Annotated in this window: 12 protein-coding genes and 2 pseudogenes; 7 read left to right on the top strand and 7 right to left on the bottom strand. The window is 67.6% G+C overall.

Annotated elements, in window-relative coordinates; genetic code table 11:
* Positions 1-437: 437 nt before the first annotated feature.
* Entirely contained in the window at positions 438-1427 is a 990-nt protein-coding gene (locus tag ACMTAK_RS02220) for an aldo/keto reductase (protein ID WP_413804557.1), read from the bottom strand.
* 61 nt (positions 1428-1488) lie between these two features.
* Entirely contained in the window at positions 1489-2076 is a 588-nt protein-coding gene (locus ACMTAK_RS02215; protein ID WP_413804556.1) for a flavodoxin family protein, read from the bottom strand.
* Between the two features lie 210 nt (positions 2077-2286).
* Between ACMTAK_RS02215 and ACMTAK_RS02210 the strand changes: the two are divergent.
* The 4 genes and pseudogenes from ACMTAK_RS02210 to ACMTAK_RS02195 all read left to right on the top strand — a co-directional run.
* Positions 2287-2674 (top strand): annotated as a pseudogene (locus tag ACMTAK_RS02210) (IS110 family transposase); the annotation flags it as partial.
* A gap of 342 nt (positions 2675-3016) precedes the next feature.
* Positions 3017-4255, top strand: a complete 1239-nt coding sequence (locus tag ACMTAK_RS02205) for an IS110 family RNA-guided transposase (protein ID WP_413804555.1) — start codon at positions 3017-3019, stop codon at positions 4253-4255.
* Positions 4256-4518: 263 nt separating this feature from the next.
* A complete protein-coding gene (locus tag ACMTAK_RS02200; protein WP_413804554.1) occupies positions 4519-5247 on the top strand; it encodes a TetR/AcrR family transcriptional regulator in 729 nt (242 codons plus the stop codon).
* A 370-nt stretch (positions 5248-5617) separates the two neighbouring features.
* Positions 5618-7057 (top strand): NF041680 family putative transposase, encoded by a 1440-nt coding sequence (locus tag ACMTAK_RS02195; protein ID WP_413812772.1) that lies wholly within the window; start codon positions 5618-5620, stop codon positions 7055-7057.
* Positions 7058-8530: 1473 nt separating this feature from the next.
* Here the strand turns inward: ACMTAK_RS02195 and ACMTAK_RS02190 are convergent.
* Together ACMTAK_RS02190 and ACMTAK_RS02185 are read right to left on the bottom strand one after the other, a co-directional pair.
* Complete coding sequence (locus ACMTAK_RS02190; protein ID WP_413804553.1) at positions 8531-8887, bottom strand: hypothetical protein; 357 nt, start codon at positions 8885-8887, stop codon at positions 8531-8533.
* Positions 8888-8906: 19 nt separating this feature from the next.
* Positions 8907-9530, bottom strand: coding sequence for a histidine phosphatase family protein (locus ACMTAK_RS02185; RefSeq protein ID WP_413804552.1), 624 nt, complete (start codon positions 9528-9530; stop codon positions 8907-8909).
* A 732-nt stretch (positions 9531-10262) separates the two neighbouring features.
* Here ACMTAK_RS02185 and ACMTAK_RS02180 point away from each other — a divergent pair.
* Positions 10263-11375, top strand: a complete 1113-nt coding sequence (locus tag ACMTAK_RS02180; RefSeq protein WP_413804551.1) for a TolB-like translocation protein — start codon at positions 10263-10265, stop codon at positions 11373-11375.
* 617 nt (positions 11376-11992) lie between these two features.
* On the opposite strand, the gene ACMTAK_RS02175 is transcribed toward ACMTAK_RS02180, so the two are convergent.
* The gene (locus ACMTAK_RS02175) at positions 11993-12361 is read right to left on the bottom strand and encodes a hypothetical protein (RefSeq protein WP_413804550.1); all 369 of its coding nucleotides are present in this window, start codon (positions 12359-12361) and stop codon (positions 11993-11995) included.
* Between the two features lie 50 nt (positions 12362-12411).
* Here ACMTAK_RS02175 and ACMTAK_RS02170 point away from each other — a divergent pair.
* Positions 12412-12552 (top strand): annotated as a pseudogene (locus ACMTAK_RS02170) (VOC family protein); the annotation flags it as partial.
* Positions 12553-12699: 147 nt separating this feature from the next.
* Here the strand turns inward: ACMTAK_RS02170 and ACMTAK_RS02165 are convergent.
* A complete protein-coding gene (locus ACMTAK_RS02165) occupies positions 12700-13038 on the bottom strand; it encodes a hypothetical protein (protein WP_413804549.1) in 339 nt (112 codons plus the stop codon).
* A gap of 557 nt (positions 13039-13595) precedes the next feature.
* Positions 13596-14054 carry a peptidoglycan-binding domain-containing protein gene (locus tag ACMTAK_RS02160; protein WP_413804548.1) on the bottom strand — a complete coding sequence of 153 codons (459 nt, stop codon included), beginning with the start codon at positions 14052-14054 and terminating at the stop codon, positions 13596-13598.
* Between the two features lie 257 nt (positions 14055-14311).
* On the opposite strand from ACMTAK_RS02160, the gene ACMTAK_RS02155 reads away from it, so the two are divergent.
* Positions 14312-17782, top strand: a complete 3471-nt coding sequence (locus tag ACMTAK_RS02155; RefSeq protein ID WP_413804547.1) for an nSTAND1 domain-containing NTPase — start codon at positions 14312-14314, stop codon at positions 17780-17782.
* The last annotated feature ends 110 nt before the right edge of the window (positions 17783-17892 follow it).

Below are 17892 nucleotides of genomic sequence, written 5' to 3'. Positions count from 1 at the left end.
CGCGTACGGCACGGTGACGCCTCCTCCTCCCCTGGAGCCTCTGGGTCCCATGGCCATGTACTTCGCGCCGCCAGAAGGCTCCTTTGAGCACACCGAGGACTGCCCCGCTGCCCTACTGCACGACGCCCCCTGCCCATGCGGGGCAAATGCCCGCCATGCCCACTATTTGAAGGGCTACCCCTCCTGATGCAGCAATCTGATCGCAAGGTGGTGGGGCCAGTCGGATCGTCTGTGGCCGCTCCATCCGGATGCGTATGTGCTTGGCCTTGCCGGCCACCGCGCACCACACCACACCCCGTCGAGCCGGTCAAAACGGCCTACAGGTCCGTGCCCATACGCATCCGAAAGCGCCCACACGACACCATCCGCTTCGCTCCCGCTGCCCTGCGCTGATGTCACCGGAGCCGACCTGAGTGGCATCTGCCCCGGGGCGGGTCTCAGATCCAGGTGGGCACCTGTCCCCCGGCGTAGCGGGCGCCGAAGCCGCCCTGGGGCAGGATCTCGTCGATGGCCTTGAGGTCGGTGTCGGTGAGGGTGAGGTCGGCGGCGCCGGTGTTTTCCTCGATGCGCTTTTGGCTGCGGGTGCCGGGGATGGGCACGATGTGCTCGCCGCGGGTCAGGAGCCAGGCCAGGGCGAGTTGGGAGACGGTGGCACCCTTGGCCGCCGCGAGCTCGGTGAGCCGGTCGACGGCTTCGACGTTCTTCTCGAAGTTGCCCGGCTGCCAGCGCGGGTCGACGGTGCGTATGTCGGTGGCTTCGTACTGGCCGGCGGGCTTGGCGGTGCCGGTGATGAACCCGCGGCCGAGGGGTGAGTAGGCGACGAAGCCGATGCCGAGTTCGTCCAGGGTGGGGAAGAGCTGCTCGACGTCCCGTTCGAACAGGGAGTACTCGGTCTGCAGGACGGAGACCGGCTGCACGGCGTGCGCCTTGCGGAGCGTCTCGGGCCCGGCCTCGCTGAGGCCGAAGTACCTCACCTTGCCCGCGTCGATCAGCTCCTTGACGGTGCCCGCGACCTCCTCGATGGGCACCTGGGGGTCGACGCGGTGCTGGTAGAAGACATCGATGTGATCCACGCCGAGGTAGCGCAGGCTGTTGTCAGCGACCGTGCGGATGTTGTCGGGCCGGCTGTTGAGAGCGCCGCCGGTCTCCTCCCAAGGCACGGACATGTCGACCCCGAACTTGGTGGCCAGGATCACGTCGTCGCGGAAGTCCCTGACCGCCTTGCCGACCAGGATCTCGTTGGATCCGGTGCCCCAGCCGTACATCTCGGCGGTGTCGAAGAAGGTGACGCCCAGGTCGTGGGCGCGGCGGAGGGCGGCGACGCCGGCCTCCTCGTCGGTGGGTCCGTAGGCCATGGTCAGGCCCATCGCGCCGTAGCCGATCGCCGAGACCTCAAGGCCCCGGTTTCCCAGTGTCCGGTGCTGCATGACGCACTCCTCTGAAGAAGCTGGAAAGAAGCTGGAAGGTGTTTTTTGCCGGACCGTGGTGTCAGTGGGCTGCGGCGGTCAGGCCGGCGCGGTGGATGCGGGTGTGCTCGGCAACGCGCCGGCCGAGGTGGCGGGCGGTGTTCAGGTCTGCGCCATGGACCGCGGCGGTGTCGTTGAAGCTCTGCGCGCCGGCGCCGAGGTAGAAGCCGAGACGGTTGTCGTCCTCGGGGCTGGAGGTGGTGGTGTTCCAGCCCGGCAGAAGGTTCAGGCTCACCCAGAGCATTCCGTGCTGGGCCGCCAGGAGCGCCAGGTACTGCAGGGTGTGCAGCTTGTCGCCGCTCATGGAGCCGGAGTTGGTGAATCCCGCCGCGAGCTTGTCGCTCCAGGCGCGGGTCATCCACCGCTTGCTGCTGGCCTCGGCGAAGGCGTGGAACGCCCCGGACGCGGTGCCCATGTAGGTGGGGGTGCCGAAGATGATGGCGTCCGCGGCGTCCATCAGTTCCCAGTCGGCGTCGCTGAGGGAGGCGACGTCCACGCGGTGGACGTGCGTCCCGGCGAGGGAGCGCGCGCCGTCGGCCACGGCCACGGCGATCTGCGCGGTGTGGCCGTAGCCGGAATGCGACGCGATGACGATCGAGATATCGGACATGGGTGTTCCCTAAGAATGTGAGGCGGTCCGGGAGGACCGGGTGTGGCTGATGGTTGTTTGCCGTTGATGGCTCGAGAGGAATGGCCGCCCGGTCCTCCGGGACGCTCCGACCACTGATTGAGAACTGCGGTCATCGCTGGTCAGGGACCTGTCGGCGGGGTGTTCCTCGGGCCACGACGTTGTTGGTCTGGGCAGAACGGAGCGACGGGCTTGAGTGCGTCTCACGCGCGGATATGGGTCGGCATCGACGCCGGCGAGGGGCACCACTGGGCAGTGGCCCTTGACGCCGAGGGCGAGACGCTGTTCTCGACGAAGGTGATCAACGACGGGGCCCAGATCCTGGCTCATCGAGACCGCCTCTGAACGGGCTGACGAGGTGCGGTGGGCGGTGGACATCTCCGGCCGTGCCTCCACGCTGCTGCTGGCCCTGCTGATCGCGCACGGCCAGCAGGTGGTCTACGTGCCCGGCCGGACGGTCAACCGCATGTCCGGCGCCTATCGGGGCGAGGGCAAGACCGACGCCAGGGACGCCCGCGTCATCGCCGACCAGGCCCGCATGAAGCGCTCCGAGGGGCTGCTGCACACCCAGGCCCTGCTCGAACTCGCCCGACGACGGGTCGACGTGCTCTGGGCGATGCTGCGCGACAAGACGCTCTTCACCTCCGCCCCACCGGTCACGCAGACGGCTTGACTCGGTCATTGAGTAATCCGATCTCCTGACGGCGACCCCCCAAAGGGGAGAAAATCGGGCTACGGCCGTCCGGCTGACGTCGCGGAGTCTTGGTGCCACCGGAACCCGACATTGAGTAGGACGCCGGGGACCCGTCGTCAGGCACCCGGAAGTGTTGCTTCGAGCATGTGAATCAGATTCTTTTGCCTGCTTGGTCCCCGCCGGACGGCTGCTGCACAACAGCACACCGCGTGAGGGGAGGACCGGGGCATGGATGTTGTCCACGAACGATGCGCCGGGATCGACATCGGCAAGGCGGACGTGAAGGTCTGCGTCCACGTTCCGGGGCCGGGCAAGCGGCGCCGGAAAGAAGTACGCACCTTCTCCACCATGACCCGCGACCTGCTGGCGATGCGCGACTGGCTGCTGGCCGAGGGCATCACCGTGGTCGGCATGGAGGCCACCGGCTCGTACTGGAAACCGGTGTTCTACCTGCTGGAGAACGACATCGAGTGCTGGCTGCTCAACGCCCGGCACATGAAGAACGTCCCCGGCCGCAAGACCGACGTCGCCGATTCCGAGTGGATCTGCAAGATGGTCGAACACGGCCTGGTGAGTCCCTCGTTCGTCCCGCCACCCGAGATCCGGCAGCTTCGTGACCTGACCCGCTACCGCACCGAGGTCATCCGCGAACGCACGCGTGAGGCCCAGCGGCTGGAGAAGCTCCTGGAGGACGCTGGGATCAAACTGTCCGCCGTCGTCTCCGACCTGCTGGGCAAGTCCGCCCGCGCGATGCTGGAGGCCCTGATCGCCGGTGAACGCGATCCGCGGGTGTTGGCGGAGATGGCCAAGGCCAGCATGCGGGCCAAACGCGAGATCTTGGTCCAGGCGCTGACCGGCCGGTTCACCGACCACCATGCCTTCCTCGCTCGCACCATGCTCGGCCGCATCGATGCGGTCACCGCGACCGAGGCCCGGCTCAGCGAGGAGATCACCCGGCAGCTCGCGCCCTTTCGACGGCAAGTCGAGCTGCTGACGACGATCCCCGGAGTGAACGCCAAGTCCGCAGAGGTGATCCTCGCCGAGATCGGCGTCGACATGAGCCGCTTCCCCAGCGCTGCCCACCTGGCCTCGTGGGCCGGTATGTGTCCGGGCAACCATGAGTCTGCCGGCAAGCACACCTCTGGCAAGTCCCGGCCCGGCGACCCGTGGCTGAAGGGTGCGCTTGGGCTCGCGGCCACCGCTGCCGCCCGCAGCAAGGACACTTACCTGGCCGCCCGCTACAAACGCATCGTGGTACGCCGCGGCAAGAAACGCGCCCTGGTCGCCGTTGGCCACACGATCTTGACCTCGGTCTGGCACATGCTCACCCACGACGCCGAGTACGCCGACCTCGGAGGCGACTACTTCATCCAGCGAACCGGCCGGGCGCGGCAGACGCGACGCCTGGTCAGCCAGCTCAACATGCTCGGTTATCAAGTGTCCCTCCAATCAACGGAAGCGGTCTGACCTGGGTGGGTGGTTGATTTTCGAATCAGATTCCTCTCCTGCCGCGACGGCGGCGTGTTCGGTGGCGCGGGCGGACGATGAGCTGCCCGCTGCGGCGGTCGGCCGCACGGCTCCACGAGTGAGGGCCGACGGCCCCGGCCGGGGTGCGGCGCATGCCCAGGTGTCGCGGGCCGACGCCGACCACCAGCAGTATGGATCGTCGTTCCGGTTGAAACAGTAGCACCGATAAGGCGGCGATACGCAAAATGAGATATCGTTGTTCCATGAACGAGGGACGACGCGCCGCGCGGCGCCAGGTGCTGCAGGTGGCCGCCAAGCTCTTGGAGGAGGGCGGCAGTGAGGCGGTCTCCACGCGCGCTGTCGCCGCCGCCGCGGGCATCACGGCCCCCGCGCTGTACCGGATGTTCGACGACAAGGACGGACTCCTGGCCGAGCTGGCCGCCTACGGGTTCGAGATGTACCTGGCCGAGAAACGGGAGGCACTGGCGCTGACCCCCGACGACCCGGTGGCCGACCTCTACCGCGGCTGGGACCTGCACGTCGACTTCGGCGTGCGGCACCCCGCGTTCTACATGCTCATGTACGGCACAGTGCAGCCCGGGCGGCGGCCCCCGGCCGCGGACGAGGCGCACGCCCTGCTGGTGACACTGCTGGGCCGGGCGGCCGAGGCCGGGCGCCTTCGGGTTCCGGTGGCGCAGGCGACCCGCGTCATCCACGCGGCAACCACGGGTGCCACGCTGGCGCTGATCGGCGAAGAGCCCTCGGAGCGGGACCTGACCACTTCGGCACGGCTGCGGGACACCGTCATCGCCTCGATCACCACGGACCCGCCCGCCTCATCCGGGTCGGACCTGGCCTCGCGCGCACTCGCCCTCGACGCCGCACTGGAAACCGTGCTCGCCACCAAGCCACCGGCTGCGGGCACCGGGGTACCTCTGCGAGACACCGAGACGGCGCTGCTGCGCGATTGGCTTCAGCAGCTGGCAGGCTGAACCGGGCGCCTGCTCCGCAGGTGGTGGCCTTTCAGTGACGGAGGTCGGCTGCAAGGCCCTCCAGCAGTTGGCGGCGATTCGCCACAAGCAAGACCATCCAGCCGTACACACCTCACGGCCAGAGTTCAAGCACTCACCGCATGTCTACGGCCCTGACCACAGCCGCGCCCGCCGATTGGCCACCTGCCTCGCCGTCCGCTACAGAACGTCACAGATCACCGGTTCCGACACAGCTTCTGACCTTGATCCTTAACCTCGGGCCCGATTCGTGTGGTCACTCTTTGGAGTGATTGCAGGGTATGAGGGCGGCCTTCCTCATGATCCTGAACTCTGCGATGAGATGCGGGAGTTCACAAGGAAGGCCGTAATGATGAGTGTGCTGGTGCCAGCCGGCGGGCGGGATGCGTTCGCGGAACTGTCACGCTTTCGGACGGTCTTCTACGGGTGTCTGTCCAGGCGGGCGGACGCATTCTTCGAACTGGCCGACGCGCTGCTGTGCGCGGACGGCCCGACGCGGACACCGGTCGAGCTCTCCCTGCTCGCCGAGCACCGCCGGGGCTACGGCTCGCTGTACGGTGCGTTGAACCACGGCCGCCTGGACGTGGACCGGCTGCGGGATCTCCTGGCGTCAGTGCCACTGCCGCGTTTCGGCGGGCGGATCGTGCTCGCCGTGGATGTCTCCCCGTGGCTGCGCTCGGACGCCGCGTGCTCGCCGGAGCGGCTGTTCTGCCACGTCCATGGCCGTTCCAAGGCGGACGCGCAGATCATTCCGGGCTGGCCGTACTCCTTCGTCGCCGCGCTGACACCGGACCGCACCTCGTGGACCGCGGTGCTGGACGCGGTCCGCCTCGGGCCCGCCGACGACGCGGCGGCCGTCACGGCCGACCAGCTCCGGCAGGTGGCCGAGCGGCTGATCGCGGCCGGGCAGTGGCGACCCGGAGACCGGGACATGCTGATCGTGATGGACGCCGGCTACGACGTGATGCGCCTGGCCTGGCTGCTGCGGGACCTGCCCCTCGAACTGGTGGGGCGCCTGCGTTCGGACCGTGCCCTGCGGCTTCCGGCCCCACCCCGCGTCTACCGGCCCAAGGGTGGTCGGCCGCCCAAGCACGGCAAGGAGTTCAGTCTCGCGAGGCCGCAGACCTGGACAGAGCCGTCGGTGGTGACGGTCAACGACACGCCTCGCTACGGCAAGGCAGAGGCCCGTGCATGGGACCGGCTCCACCCGGAACTCCAGCAGCGTTCCGCCTGGATCGACCACGACGGCGAACTCCCCATCATCGAGGGCACGTTGATCCGCCTCAAGGTGGATCATTTGCCCGGCGACCGCGACGCGCCACCGGTCTGGCTGTGGTCCTCGGCCACCGGCGTCGACCCGGCCGATGTCGACTTCGTCTGGTCCTGCTACCTGCGAAGATTCGACTTGGAACACACGTTTCGCCTATTCAAACAGTCCCTGGGCTGGACCCGGCCGCGGCTACGTGAACCGCAGGCGGCAGACCACTGGACCTGGCTCGTGATCACTGCGCACACGCAGCTCCGCCTCGCCGCCCCGCTCGCCATCGACCAGCGCAAGCCCTGGGAGAAGACCACCCGCCCCGGCGTCGCTCTCACCCCGACCCGCGTCCGACGCGGGTTCCGACACCTCCGACCCAACTTGCCATGCCCGGCCCGCGTGCCCAAACGCAGCCATCCCGGCCCCGGACGCCCGCCCGGCTCCAAGAACCGGCACCCCGCCATCCGTCGTGACGTGGGCAAAACCGTCAAACGCCCGAGCACCCTCTACGAACGAGACCAAGCCAGACGTTAAGGATCAAGCTGACCGGGCCGGGTACGGAACTGCTCGCTCTACGGCGAATACTGCAGCCCTCGAATACCGACAGTCCACCAGTGACTGCCGGACCGCATCACGGTCGTACCCGACGAAGTCGTCTACCGAGTCCCCGCTCACCTGGTCACTCCCATTGAGACATCGGCTACTCCGGCGTGCCGACCCGACGAAAACGTCCGCCAGGCCAACCGTCCCACTCCATCACCACCGCCCCGGGCAGGCCGGTGGAGCGTGCGGCACCTGCCCGCGCCAGCGGGCGGCCCCGGGGCGCCGGGGCATCCACCGCGAGTCGTGCTGGATACCGACCGGCGGCGCGGACCTCACACTCGACCAGGCGCTGCGCGAACTCGCCCGCCGGGCAGCGAGGCATGTACCGCCTGCGAAGCCCGCCACCTCCCGCGATCCTGAGGGCGACTGAAACGGCCAACCTCCTGGACCACGGCGTACGCACTCACAGGAACTGATGAGGACATCCGCCGTGATCCCGGCTCCGGCTCCGTGGGACGGCGTGCCGGCTCGCCGCTGTACGTCACCGCGGGGACGTACAGCGGCGAGCCGTCGGCGCTTCACCGCTTGGTGATGGCGAACCCGAGTCCGGTCACCAGGACCGCGGCGGCTGTCCCGCCGACCGCCAGCGGATCGGCCAGTGCAGGGTGCTGGTACGTCACGTAGACCAGGCCCCCACGATGAAGGGGATCACCGCCAGAGCGAGCAGCAGCAGGCACACCCGGTCGTTGCGGCGCGGGGTGTTCGGATCAGTTGACATGGGTTTGGCCTTCGGTTTTTGAGCATGCGGAAGTCGCATGCGTAGAGGCGGTGTCGCACTCAACCCTTCTGTGGGGCGGGCACGGTCGAATAGCAGCGGTGGCTGTGCGACCACTTTGCGCAGGGCGGCGATTAACGGCGCAACCTCGCCCGGCACACCGACCTGGTCCACCGGAGAACGCCCCACTCGGGCCTCCGACCTGCGACTTTCCGGCTGGCAACTCTTGAATGGACCGCGCGTCTACACAGGTACGGGCTAGTGGTGCAACTCCCTGGTGTGCCGGTCACTCTCCCGATCGGGAGAGTCGCATTCAATATCTTCTGACGTTGCTCTTTGTTGCTCCCCGATGTTCCTCGTTGCTCATTGAATGGCGCGCCTACCACTGGTAGGGGCAAGCGACGCTAGGCATCTGCCCTTCGAGTGCCCGGGTCGCCTCTGGTCTGTGCTGACCGTGACAGCCGGAGCCGGAGACGTGCCCAGCGAGCCCGGTCGGGGGTCGAAGCGCGCCAACTGGTGGTCCGCGCCCGGCCCGAGTACGTCGATGCCCGCCGTCTGAGCCGCGAGGGGGAGCCCTCATCCGGTGCAGCGCACGAGGTTCGCTGAGGGAGGGGCGGACACGCCGACCGCCGTGAGGTGCCGCGGCCGGATCAGTCGAGGGGCTGCCGAGCCCAGTCAGCAGTACGCGCTCACACGTTCCCGGTCCGTCGACCCGGTCTACGAAGTCGGCGATGACCGCGAGTGCGCACGTCATCGCTCGCGGTTCGCTGTCGGGGACTGGCCCGGCCCGGTCCCGCCACCGGATCGCGGCCCTCGAAAACGACCGTCACGACCTGGCGCGGCATCGGCAAGTCAGTCCGCTCCACGACCTCGGTCCACTGGAGGATCTTGTTCATCAACGTCTCGGTCGACTGCTCGCCGCCAGGACAGCCGGCGCCCATCTGTTCCAGCGCGCCACCGATCAGAAACACCGTTCCCCGCAGGAGTTCGCCCACGCAGTGGATGGCCGTGGCCACCGCGATGCGCTCTCCGAGCGCAGCATGCATAGAGGAATCGGTCCGGGTCTCAGACGTGGAGCTCCTGCGGGAAGCCGGTCCAGCGGAGCTCGGCGGGGAGGTGGCCGGTGTCGTTGAAGAGGAGAACCGACGGGGGGCGGCCGGGCGCGTAGCGGATGACAGTCAGCGCCGCGTTGGCGTGGTTGATGCCTATCCAGCGCCACTTCGGGGCGTCGAGGGCGGCTCGGACGAGCCAGCCGACGAGGAAGTTATGGGTGATGACGAGTTCGTGGCACGGCTCGTCGCCGACGACGGGTCCGGTGAACTCCGCGAGCGCCGCCGCCGCGAGCCCGGGCCCCTGCTCGCGTTCCTCGGCCGAAAACTGGCCCAGGAACCCAAGCATGGCGTCGGCCGTCTCCGGCGGCAGCTCCTCGCGCGCTGGCAGGTACGGAATGCTGTCGCCAGCCGCATCCGAGCGTCGTAAAGGGACGCCGTCGAGCCGTTCGCCGACCAGCCGGGCGGTCTGTTCGGCGCGGGCCAGCGGCCCGTGATGGATCGCCGTCAATGGGACCCCACGGAGCCGCTCCCCGAGCAGGGCGGCCTGGCGGTGGCCCGCGTCCGTCAGCTGGCTCTCATCCGATGATGCCTCGCCGTGTCGGGTGAGATAGAGGTAGCGGGCGGCCATGCCGGTCATGGGCAGCCTCCATTAGAGTCGATCTTGCGGGTTCCCTGGAGGGACGCCGACCCGCACAGGCCGGTTCCACGAAGGGCTGTGGCCTGTCTTCATCGGCCTCGGCGACCCGTTCGTGAACGACGAGCGAGGGCCGGGTGGCGAACGCCTCGGCCGACACCACTGGAAGATCGAACGGTCGATCTCGTGGCTCTTCGGCTACTGGCGCCTGACCGTGCGATACGAACGAAAGAGCGCATCGTCCTCGCGCTTTCCTTCGGAGAGTTCCGCCCAAGCTCTGTTTGCCTGTTCGGTCAGCCTGCCCAGTTCTTCGGGGCCGTCCATGGTCGCTCCGCGGGGCTTCCGGGGGTCTCTGTTGCAAGTTCATGCTGAACCTCTCCCATTTCAAGCATCCCGCAGTCAACGCGGCACATATGTCGCCTGATCGGCCCAGGCGCTGCTAGACCCCTGGAGCGATTGGTAAAGAGACGGCAATTGGAAACGCTTGCTTCGGGCGGATCCGCCCGAGGCGACGATCTCCTGCTTTTACCGGGCGGGACTTGGACGGCGTGAAGCGTACCGACGCCGCCGCGTTCTGGCGCTCGGGCACCTGGTGCCTCGCCGGGAAGCTCTCACGTGGCGGAAACCGGGCCTCTCAATACGTCATGTGACGCATTGTCCCCGTAGCGCCATCGCGGTTCCATGCTTGCGGACCTCCAGTGGGGAGCTGGGGGACAGATCCTGACTGGGGGGAATATGAGGGGACACACGAACTGGAGCGCCACCAGACGTGTGCGGGCCGCCCTGAGCGCGGCGGTCGTGGTCTGCGCGGTCACAGCGGTGCTGCCCGGAGCCGCCTCGGCCGAGCCCGCGGGCGTCGGGGGCGGTAGCAGAGCCGGGGTCGAGCGGATCAGTGTCGCGACCGACGGCACCCAGGGCGACGGCGACTCCGCCGGCGCCACGATCACGACCGACGGTCGGCGTATCGCCTTTTCGTCGTTGGCGAAGAACCTCACACCCGCCAACCCGGTGACATGGGAAAGGGTGTTCGTCCGCGACCAGCGGACGATCCAGACCACGCTGATGAGCAGCATCACCCCAACGAATCAGGGCCCGGTGATCAGCGGTGAGGGGCAATACGTTGCCTTTTGGGGGCTGTTGCAAAGAGACACGAAGTCCTTCCTGTCTCAGGTGAGCTCGGGAAGCACGATCGGCATCAACTGCCCGGGCCTCAGCTGCAGCCGGCCGTCGCTGAGCGCGGACGGTCGCTACATCGCCCAGGTCGCCACCTTCAATCGACCGCCGTCCCGGCAGCGCATCGAGGTACGGGACTGGCGCGCCGACACCACGGAGACCGTCGCCGAGTTCGACCACACCGTCGCGGCCCGGCCGTCCATCAGCGGCGACGGCCGCTTTGTCGCCTACCAGGACGGCCAGGCGGAGGACGTCTTCGTGTGGGACCGGACCGACGACACCTCCTCCGGCCCGATCGAGGGCCCGGCCAAGGCGGCGACACTCGTCCAGCTCAGCAGGGACGGCAGCAAGGTCGTCTACCTCTCGGGCTCCGACACCTATGTCCACGACGAGAGCTCGGGCACCGACCAGCTGGTGCCGAACGTGCGGGGCGTGGCCATCGATCCCACCGGCCGCTATCTGCTGTACGCCCCACACGACACGAACGGACCGTCGCTCACGCTGCGTGACCTCGAGACGGGCGCCGACGAGATCGTCTCTGACCAGCCCGCCTCGGCCGGGACCGACGCGGTCGGCGCCGGTGGGCGCGATGTGGTCTTCCATTCCACGGCCGATGACATCGTGCCCGGCGACACCAACGGCAAGTCGGACGTCTTCGTCCGCCACTTCTACTGATCGCCCCGGTTGTCGCGCTCTCCGGGTGCCGCACCGCTCTCGCGCCCGCGTGGGAGCGGTGGGGACCCGTGACGGCCCCTGACCATGAACCCCGCCGGGCCGACCGTGAGCCCGACCACGGCGTCGGCCGGGTCGACCACGGGCTTGACCATGGCAGGTCAGGAGTCTGCGGCGACGGCTCCAGTCGCTCGGTGGCGACCTGGCTGTAGTCGACACCGTCGACTCGATCGCGGGAGTCGTTGGCGTCGCTCTTTCCGCTGCGGTGTCCGCTGTTGATGAAAGTGTCGCACCCCCGAGCTACCAGGAGGCCCTAATCCCTTGCTATGGGTGTTCCGAGGGATCGGTTGGTTCTCGGGATGTTCGAGTGTCGGACCGCGACACCTCGTGGCTGCCAGGCGGGCAACGCCTCGCTTTAGACAGCGTGCGCGGTCCGCACCTCTCGTCTGAGCCCGCGGGGACAGCGCTGCTTTGCACGCCGTGCTGCGTCAGCTTGGCCCCACGCACGATTTGGCACGTCGTGCAGCCCGCTGTCGGTGTTCTGGTTGAGGACGGGACGGTGGAACACCGTGCCTCAGCTGCGCGTGCTGGTCGCGCTCACAGCGGCGCCGTGGTGAGTGTCAGCGCATGTCGCAGACACGTTGGGAGTTCCCAATCAGTTCACACGAAGAGAACTTTGGGTATTTCCTCACCCAGGTGTGACGTTCTGCGATGTAGAGGTTGACCTCAATTTTCTGATTCGGCTTGAACCACCAATTTGGCTGGTACCCGCACGGTCCGATTACGAAGTTCGGGGTGTGTACGAACTGATTGTTCTGGTTGTATCCGCCGACGTTGCCCTTCGTGTAGTAGTTCCCGTCGTCCGTATTGTCGCAGATTACGGCTTCGTAGTTCCTCGCGGCCGCGTGCGCCGTATTGGGGCATAAGCCCAGCAATGATGCACCTGCTATCGCGAAAACTGCTGCTGTGCACCGCGCGCTGACTCGCATGTGTCCTCCTTTGGTGAGGTAGTTGCGGATACTCGGCAGATCCGGCGGCCCTGGGGCAGTGGTGGGCCGAGGCTCTTGGTTGGGTTGTGGTGCACACCCCTGATGTAGAGTCCGCGATCCGCCCGGAGCCGGATCGCCTGCCGGGGTTGGAGTTCGTCCGGCTTGCTTCGTGCGCGCGATCCCGGACAAGGCCGCCGCCATGCCCCTGGGCGCCGTACCGGCTGTCGGCACGGGCGTCGGCTGATCAGCAGGAAGAGCCAAGCGGCGCGCGAGCCCACGAGACCCCAGGCTTCACCCGGGGCCTGGGGTCTCGTCAGCACTTGCCCGGTCAGTGCGGTTCAGCAGGGAGCGGTGACGTTGCCGCAGTAGATCCAGCCGTAGACGGTGTGGGGCGTGCCGTTGCCGAATATGTATCGGACGTAATACCAGCGGTTGCCGGACCCGTTGATGGCATAGTGGTCCCAGTCCAAGGGCACGCCAGAGTCGGTCTGCCAGACCACATCGCAGCTGGCCGCGTAGCACTCCCTGATCGGGCCTCCGAGTGAGGTGGTGTGATTCCAGGCCGCGGCCCCTGCCGGGGCCGAGGAGTAGGCCGAGGCTGTGGGTGCGATAGCCACGGTGCCGCCGATAAGTGCCACCACCGACGCGCTCATGGCGATGCGCCTACGCAATGTCATAGTCTCTCTCCTGTTGTGCATGCCAAGCCTGGGGCATTTCCCCAAGCAGTCGCGCAGGTCCTGCCGAGTCTCCGGTGAGCGACAACGTCACGGCTTCCAGACCGTGGCCTTGACCATGCCGGAGCACTCCAGCGTTTCCTCAGGACGACGGTTCGGAACCAAGAGAGCACCAACGTGCCTGGGCTCTCGCCCTGAACTACCCGGTCCGTCGCGCCGTCCCGGCCTTGGCCGGGACGGCGCGACTCGCCCCCTCGGGCGGCCGATCGCGTGGCGCGCGGTTGCCGGATGGTCCTGTCGTGGCTCATCCACGCTTGAGTGCACGGTTCCCCCCACCGCGACAGGCGGGGAGCAGCAGTCCTCCCTTTGACAGACCGCCGTGCTGTGCGATCGGGCTCGGCGCCGGGCTTGAGGCCGGCCGGACGTACGGCACAGCGACGGGGCCCCGGGCGGCGCGACAGCGGCGGTCTGAGCCAGGCATCGATCGGAAGCCCTCCTCCAGACCCAGGTGGGCCAGGCTCGGTTCACGGTGTCCCTGGCTCACACGACCGGTATCAGTGTCAGAGGCTGTTGGCGAACCTCTTGAACGCGGCCTTGGTCCCTGCCCCCGCGATCCCGTCGATCGCGCCGGTGTAGCCGTAGTCCTTCAGCATGCGCTGCAGCGCCTTGACCGTGCCGCTTCCGACGATGCCGTCGATCGGACCGGTGTAGCCCCAGCCCTTGCCCTTGAGGCAGCGCTGGATCGCCTTCCAGCTTTCGGTGCCCAGCTGGCCGTCGATCGCGCCGGTGTAGCCACAGACCGGGTCCGCCTTGAGTAGGCGCTGGACGTTCTTGGCTTCCGAGGTGTTCAGGCCGAGGTTGTTCACCGCGAACGGGGCGACGGCTTGGGAGCTCGCGGCCGGCTTGGTAGCCGGTGTGGGTGTCGCGAGGCTGGCGCTTGCCCCTGCCAGGCTCCCGGCGGTGATTCCGGCGATGGCGGTGGCACTGACGAGTGTCCTCGTCACAACGTTCGGTCGCATGCGTTCTCTCTCATTTCGGGTCGTGGTGCGGCGCCTGATGGGGTTGGCCGCAGGGATGAGCTTTCTGGGGCGGCTGGTTGTTGCGCACGCCTCGATCGCGGGATGAAACAAAGAGCCGGATCGCTCCGAGCCGATGATCGTCGGCTGAAAGGCGCTATTCAGACACGTTGTAGCTGGCGCAACGCGGTGCGAAGGTAGTCCCTTCACTGAAATCGGACTGCCCGTGGGGGATGGGGATGGGGCGTCGTGAGGGGCCGTTGGACCCGGCAGCCGGGCCGGTGCAGCGCTTCGCTTACGAGTTACGCAAGCTGCGCCAGGAGACGGGAGGCTTGACCTACCGGGTCATGGCGCAGCGCACTGAGTATTCGGTCGCCACGTTGTCCAGGGCCGCGGCGGGCGAGCAACTGCCGTCCCTGGCGGCGGTGCTGGCGTATGCGCGGGCCTGCGGCGCGGATCCACAAGAGTGGGAACGGCGCTGGCGTGCGGCGGCGCACGAAGTGGTCGCCGAGCCGGGAGCTGATGACGTCGCTCATGCGCCCTACCGGGGTTTGGCCCGGTTCGAGCCTGATGACCGGGAGGTGTTCTTCGGCCGGGAGGACCTCGTAGCGCAGCTGGCCGACCGGGTTGATACTCACCGTCTGGTGGCGCTGGTAGGGGCCTCGGGGAGCGGCAAGTCCTCCCTCCTGCGCGCTGGCCTCATCCCCCGCCTGCGTGCCCCTTCCGAACACGGACCGCAGCCGGTGGCGATCCGCGTGATCACCCCTGGCGAGTACCCTCTGCGCACCCACGCCCTGCGTCTGGCACCGGCGGAGGAGGACGGCGACACCGTACTGATCGTCGACCAGTTCGAAGAGCTCTACACCCTGGGCACCCCGCCACACGAGCGCAACCAGTTCATCGACCAGCTCCTGGCTGCCACCGATCCGGCCAGCCGGCTGCGCGTCGTCATCGCGGTGCGCGCGGACTTCCTCAGCCGCTGTGCCGAGCACCATCTGTTGGCCGCCGCCCTGCGCGAGGCCACCTTGCTCGTCGGCCCCATGAGCCCGGCTGAGCTGCGCCAGGCCATCGTTAAACCAGCGGCCGCAGCAGGCCTGATCGTCGAACGCGCACTGACCGCAAAGATCATCGAAGAGGTCACCGACAAGCCCGGCGGGCTGCCGTTGATGTCCCACGCCCTCCTGGAGACCTGGCGCCGCCGCACCGGCCGCACCCTCACCCTCACCGCCTACAACGCCGCCGACGGCGTGGCAGGCGCCATTGCCCGAACCGCCGAAGACTTCTACGCCCGCCTGTCCCCTCACCAAGCCGGAACCGCTCAAGAGATACTGCTGCGCCTGATCAACCCCGGGGAAGGTACGCAGGACACGAGCCGCCCGGCACCTCGCGAGGAGTTGGCCCCGCAGAGTTCACCGGCCACCGCTGAAGTACTCGAGGGGTTGGCCACCGCTCGGCTCGTTACGCTCGACGGCCTCTCAGTGGCTCTTGTGCATGAGGCCCTCATCACGGCGTGGCCCCGATTACGTCAGTGGATCGACCAGGCCCGTGAACGGTTGCGCGTTCACCGGCAGCTCACGGAAGCGGTTCACATCTGGGAGCACTTGGACCGTGACCCGGGCGCGCTGTACCGAGGCGCCCGTCTGGAACTGGCCGCTGCGCTGCCTGGGTCGACTCTGTCGGCCAGCGAGAGGGAGTTCCTCGACGCAAGCCTGGCCGCGCAAGCGGCGGAAGCGGCAGCGGTACGACGCCGCAACCGGTGGCGGCAACAGGCGATGGTCCTGCTCAGCATCCTGTTCCTGGTGGCCACAGCGACCGCCACATACGCGGTGCACGCCCAGCGCGCGGCAAACCGGCAGCGAGACGTCGCCAGGTCCCGGGAACTGGCGGCCAGGTCCGATGCCACGCTTTCCCAGCAGCCGGAGACGGCGATGATGCTGGCGCTTAAAGGCTTCCGGCTGGCCCCCACGGTGGAAGCCCGCAGCAGTCTGCTCAGTTCCTACGCCAAGTACACGGCCAACCAAATGGTCGGGCACACCGACGCGGTGAACGCGGTGGCCTTCGCTCCGGATGGTCGCACTTTGGCCACTGGCAGCGCGGATCACACCGTCAAGCTCTGGAACACCACGACGCACCGGGAGATCGCCACCCTCACTGGCCATGCCAACATCGTCAACGCTGTGGTGTTCAGCCCGGACGGGCGGATGCTGGCGACGGGAAGTTCCGACGGCAAAGTCAAACTGTGGGACACCACGACACGGAAGATCACCTCCACCATCGATCAGAGTGCCGGCACCGTCTTGGCGGTGGCTTTCTCACCGGACAGCAGAAGCCTGGCCGCAGCTGGAAGCGATCGGAGGGTACGCGTGTGGTCCACGGCATCCCGACGCCTGACCGGCGTCCTCACCGGGCCCCTGGACGCCATCCGTGCGCTGGCCTTCTCCCCGAACGGGCGAGCCGTGGTGGCAGCCAGCGATGACGGCACGGCCAGGCTGTGGAACGTCTCAACACGGCGAGTGCTGGCTACGCTGAAGAGCGGTGCGGACTCGCTGACTGCTGCCGCATTCTCGCGCGACGGACGCACCGTGGTCACCGCTGGCCCCGACAGCATCAAATTCTGGGATTCCCGCACATACCGCAAGATCGGCAGACTAACCGGAGACGCCAACGGTGTGGCGTTCAGCCCGGACGGTCGTACCCTTGCGACGGCCGATAGGCATGCGAGAGTCACGCTGTGGAGCGTGGCAAGTCGCCGGGCAACCGCCGAACTCGGCGATACCGCCACCGCGGAGCGAACCGCGTTCAGCCCCGACGGCGCCACCGTTGCCACGACCTTCGCCGACGGCACGGTCCAACTATGGGACGTTTCCCAGAACAAAGAGGCCGCCGCCTGGAAAGCTGGTGACAACGCTGTATGGGGAGTGGCCTTCAGCCCTGAAGGCCGCACCCTCGCCACCGGCTCCTACGACCACACCGTGCGGCTGTGGAACACCGCGACACACCAGCAGACCGCAATCCTTCGTGGACACCGCACTACCGTCCTGGCGGTGGCCTTCAGCCCCGACGGCCGGACCCTGGCCACCGGCGCCTACGACGGAACCGTACGGCTGTGGAACGTTGCCGAGCGCCGGAGCATCGCGATCCTCCGTGGGCACAAGGAGGCCGTCAACGCCCTGGCATTCAGCCCGGACGGCCAAACTCTTGCCAGCGCAAGCAACGATCGGACCGCTCGTTTGTGGAACATCGCTAGCCGACGGAGCAGCGCCGTACTTGAAGGGCACACCGATGCTGTCACGGCTCTGGCATTCAGCCGTGACGGTCACACTCTTGCTACCGCCAGTGGTGATCGGACGGCCCGCCTGTGGAGCATCACCAGACCACGGGGCATCGCCGTGCTCCACGGGCACACGGATGTCGTGACAGCGGTTGCCTTCACCGCCAGTGGGCGGACACTGATCACGGGCAGCCACGACCGCACGGTCAGACTGTGGGAGGTGGATACCGGCCAGACCACAGCGGTCCTCGATGGCGACAATGCCACCATCAAAGCGATAGCCCTGAACCCTCAGGGCCGCACTCTGGCCACCCTCGGTGGCGACACCAACGATCGACGACTATGGAACTTGGATACAGAGCAGACAGCCGAACGCATCTGCCAGGCCAGCCGGGTACACCACTGGGCCAAAACGTTGACCGATTCGCCCTCGCCGGGCATACCCAGCAACTGTTTATAGCAGCTGTCGGGGTCCGTGAAGAGAGCGTTCAGCTCCTGAGAAGACGCTCCCAAGGGCTGAACGCCACGGACGGTTACGCCCCTCGCATGCCAATCGCGGGAAGCTGCTCG

The sequence above is a fragment of the Streptomyces lacaronensis genome, assembly GCF_047337785.1.
GTDB classification, from domain to species: Bacteria; Actinomycetota; Actinomycetes; order Streptomycetales; family Streptomycetaceae; genus Streptomyces; species Streptomyces lycopersici.
Note: the sequence above shows the minus strand (reverse complement) of the source record. Positions and strands in the feature narration are given on the sequence as shown.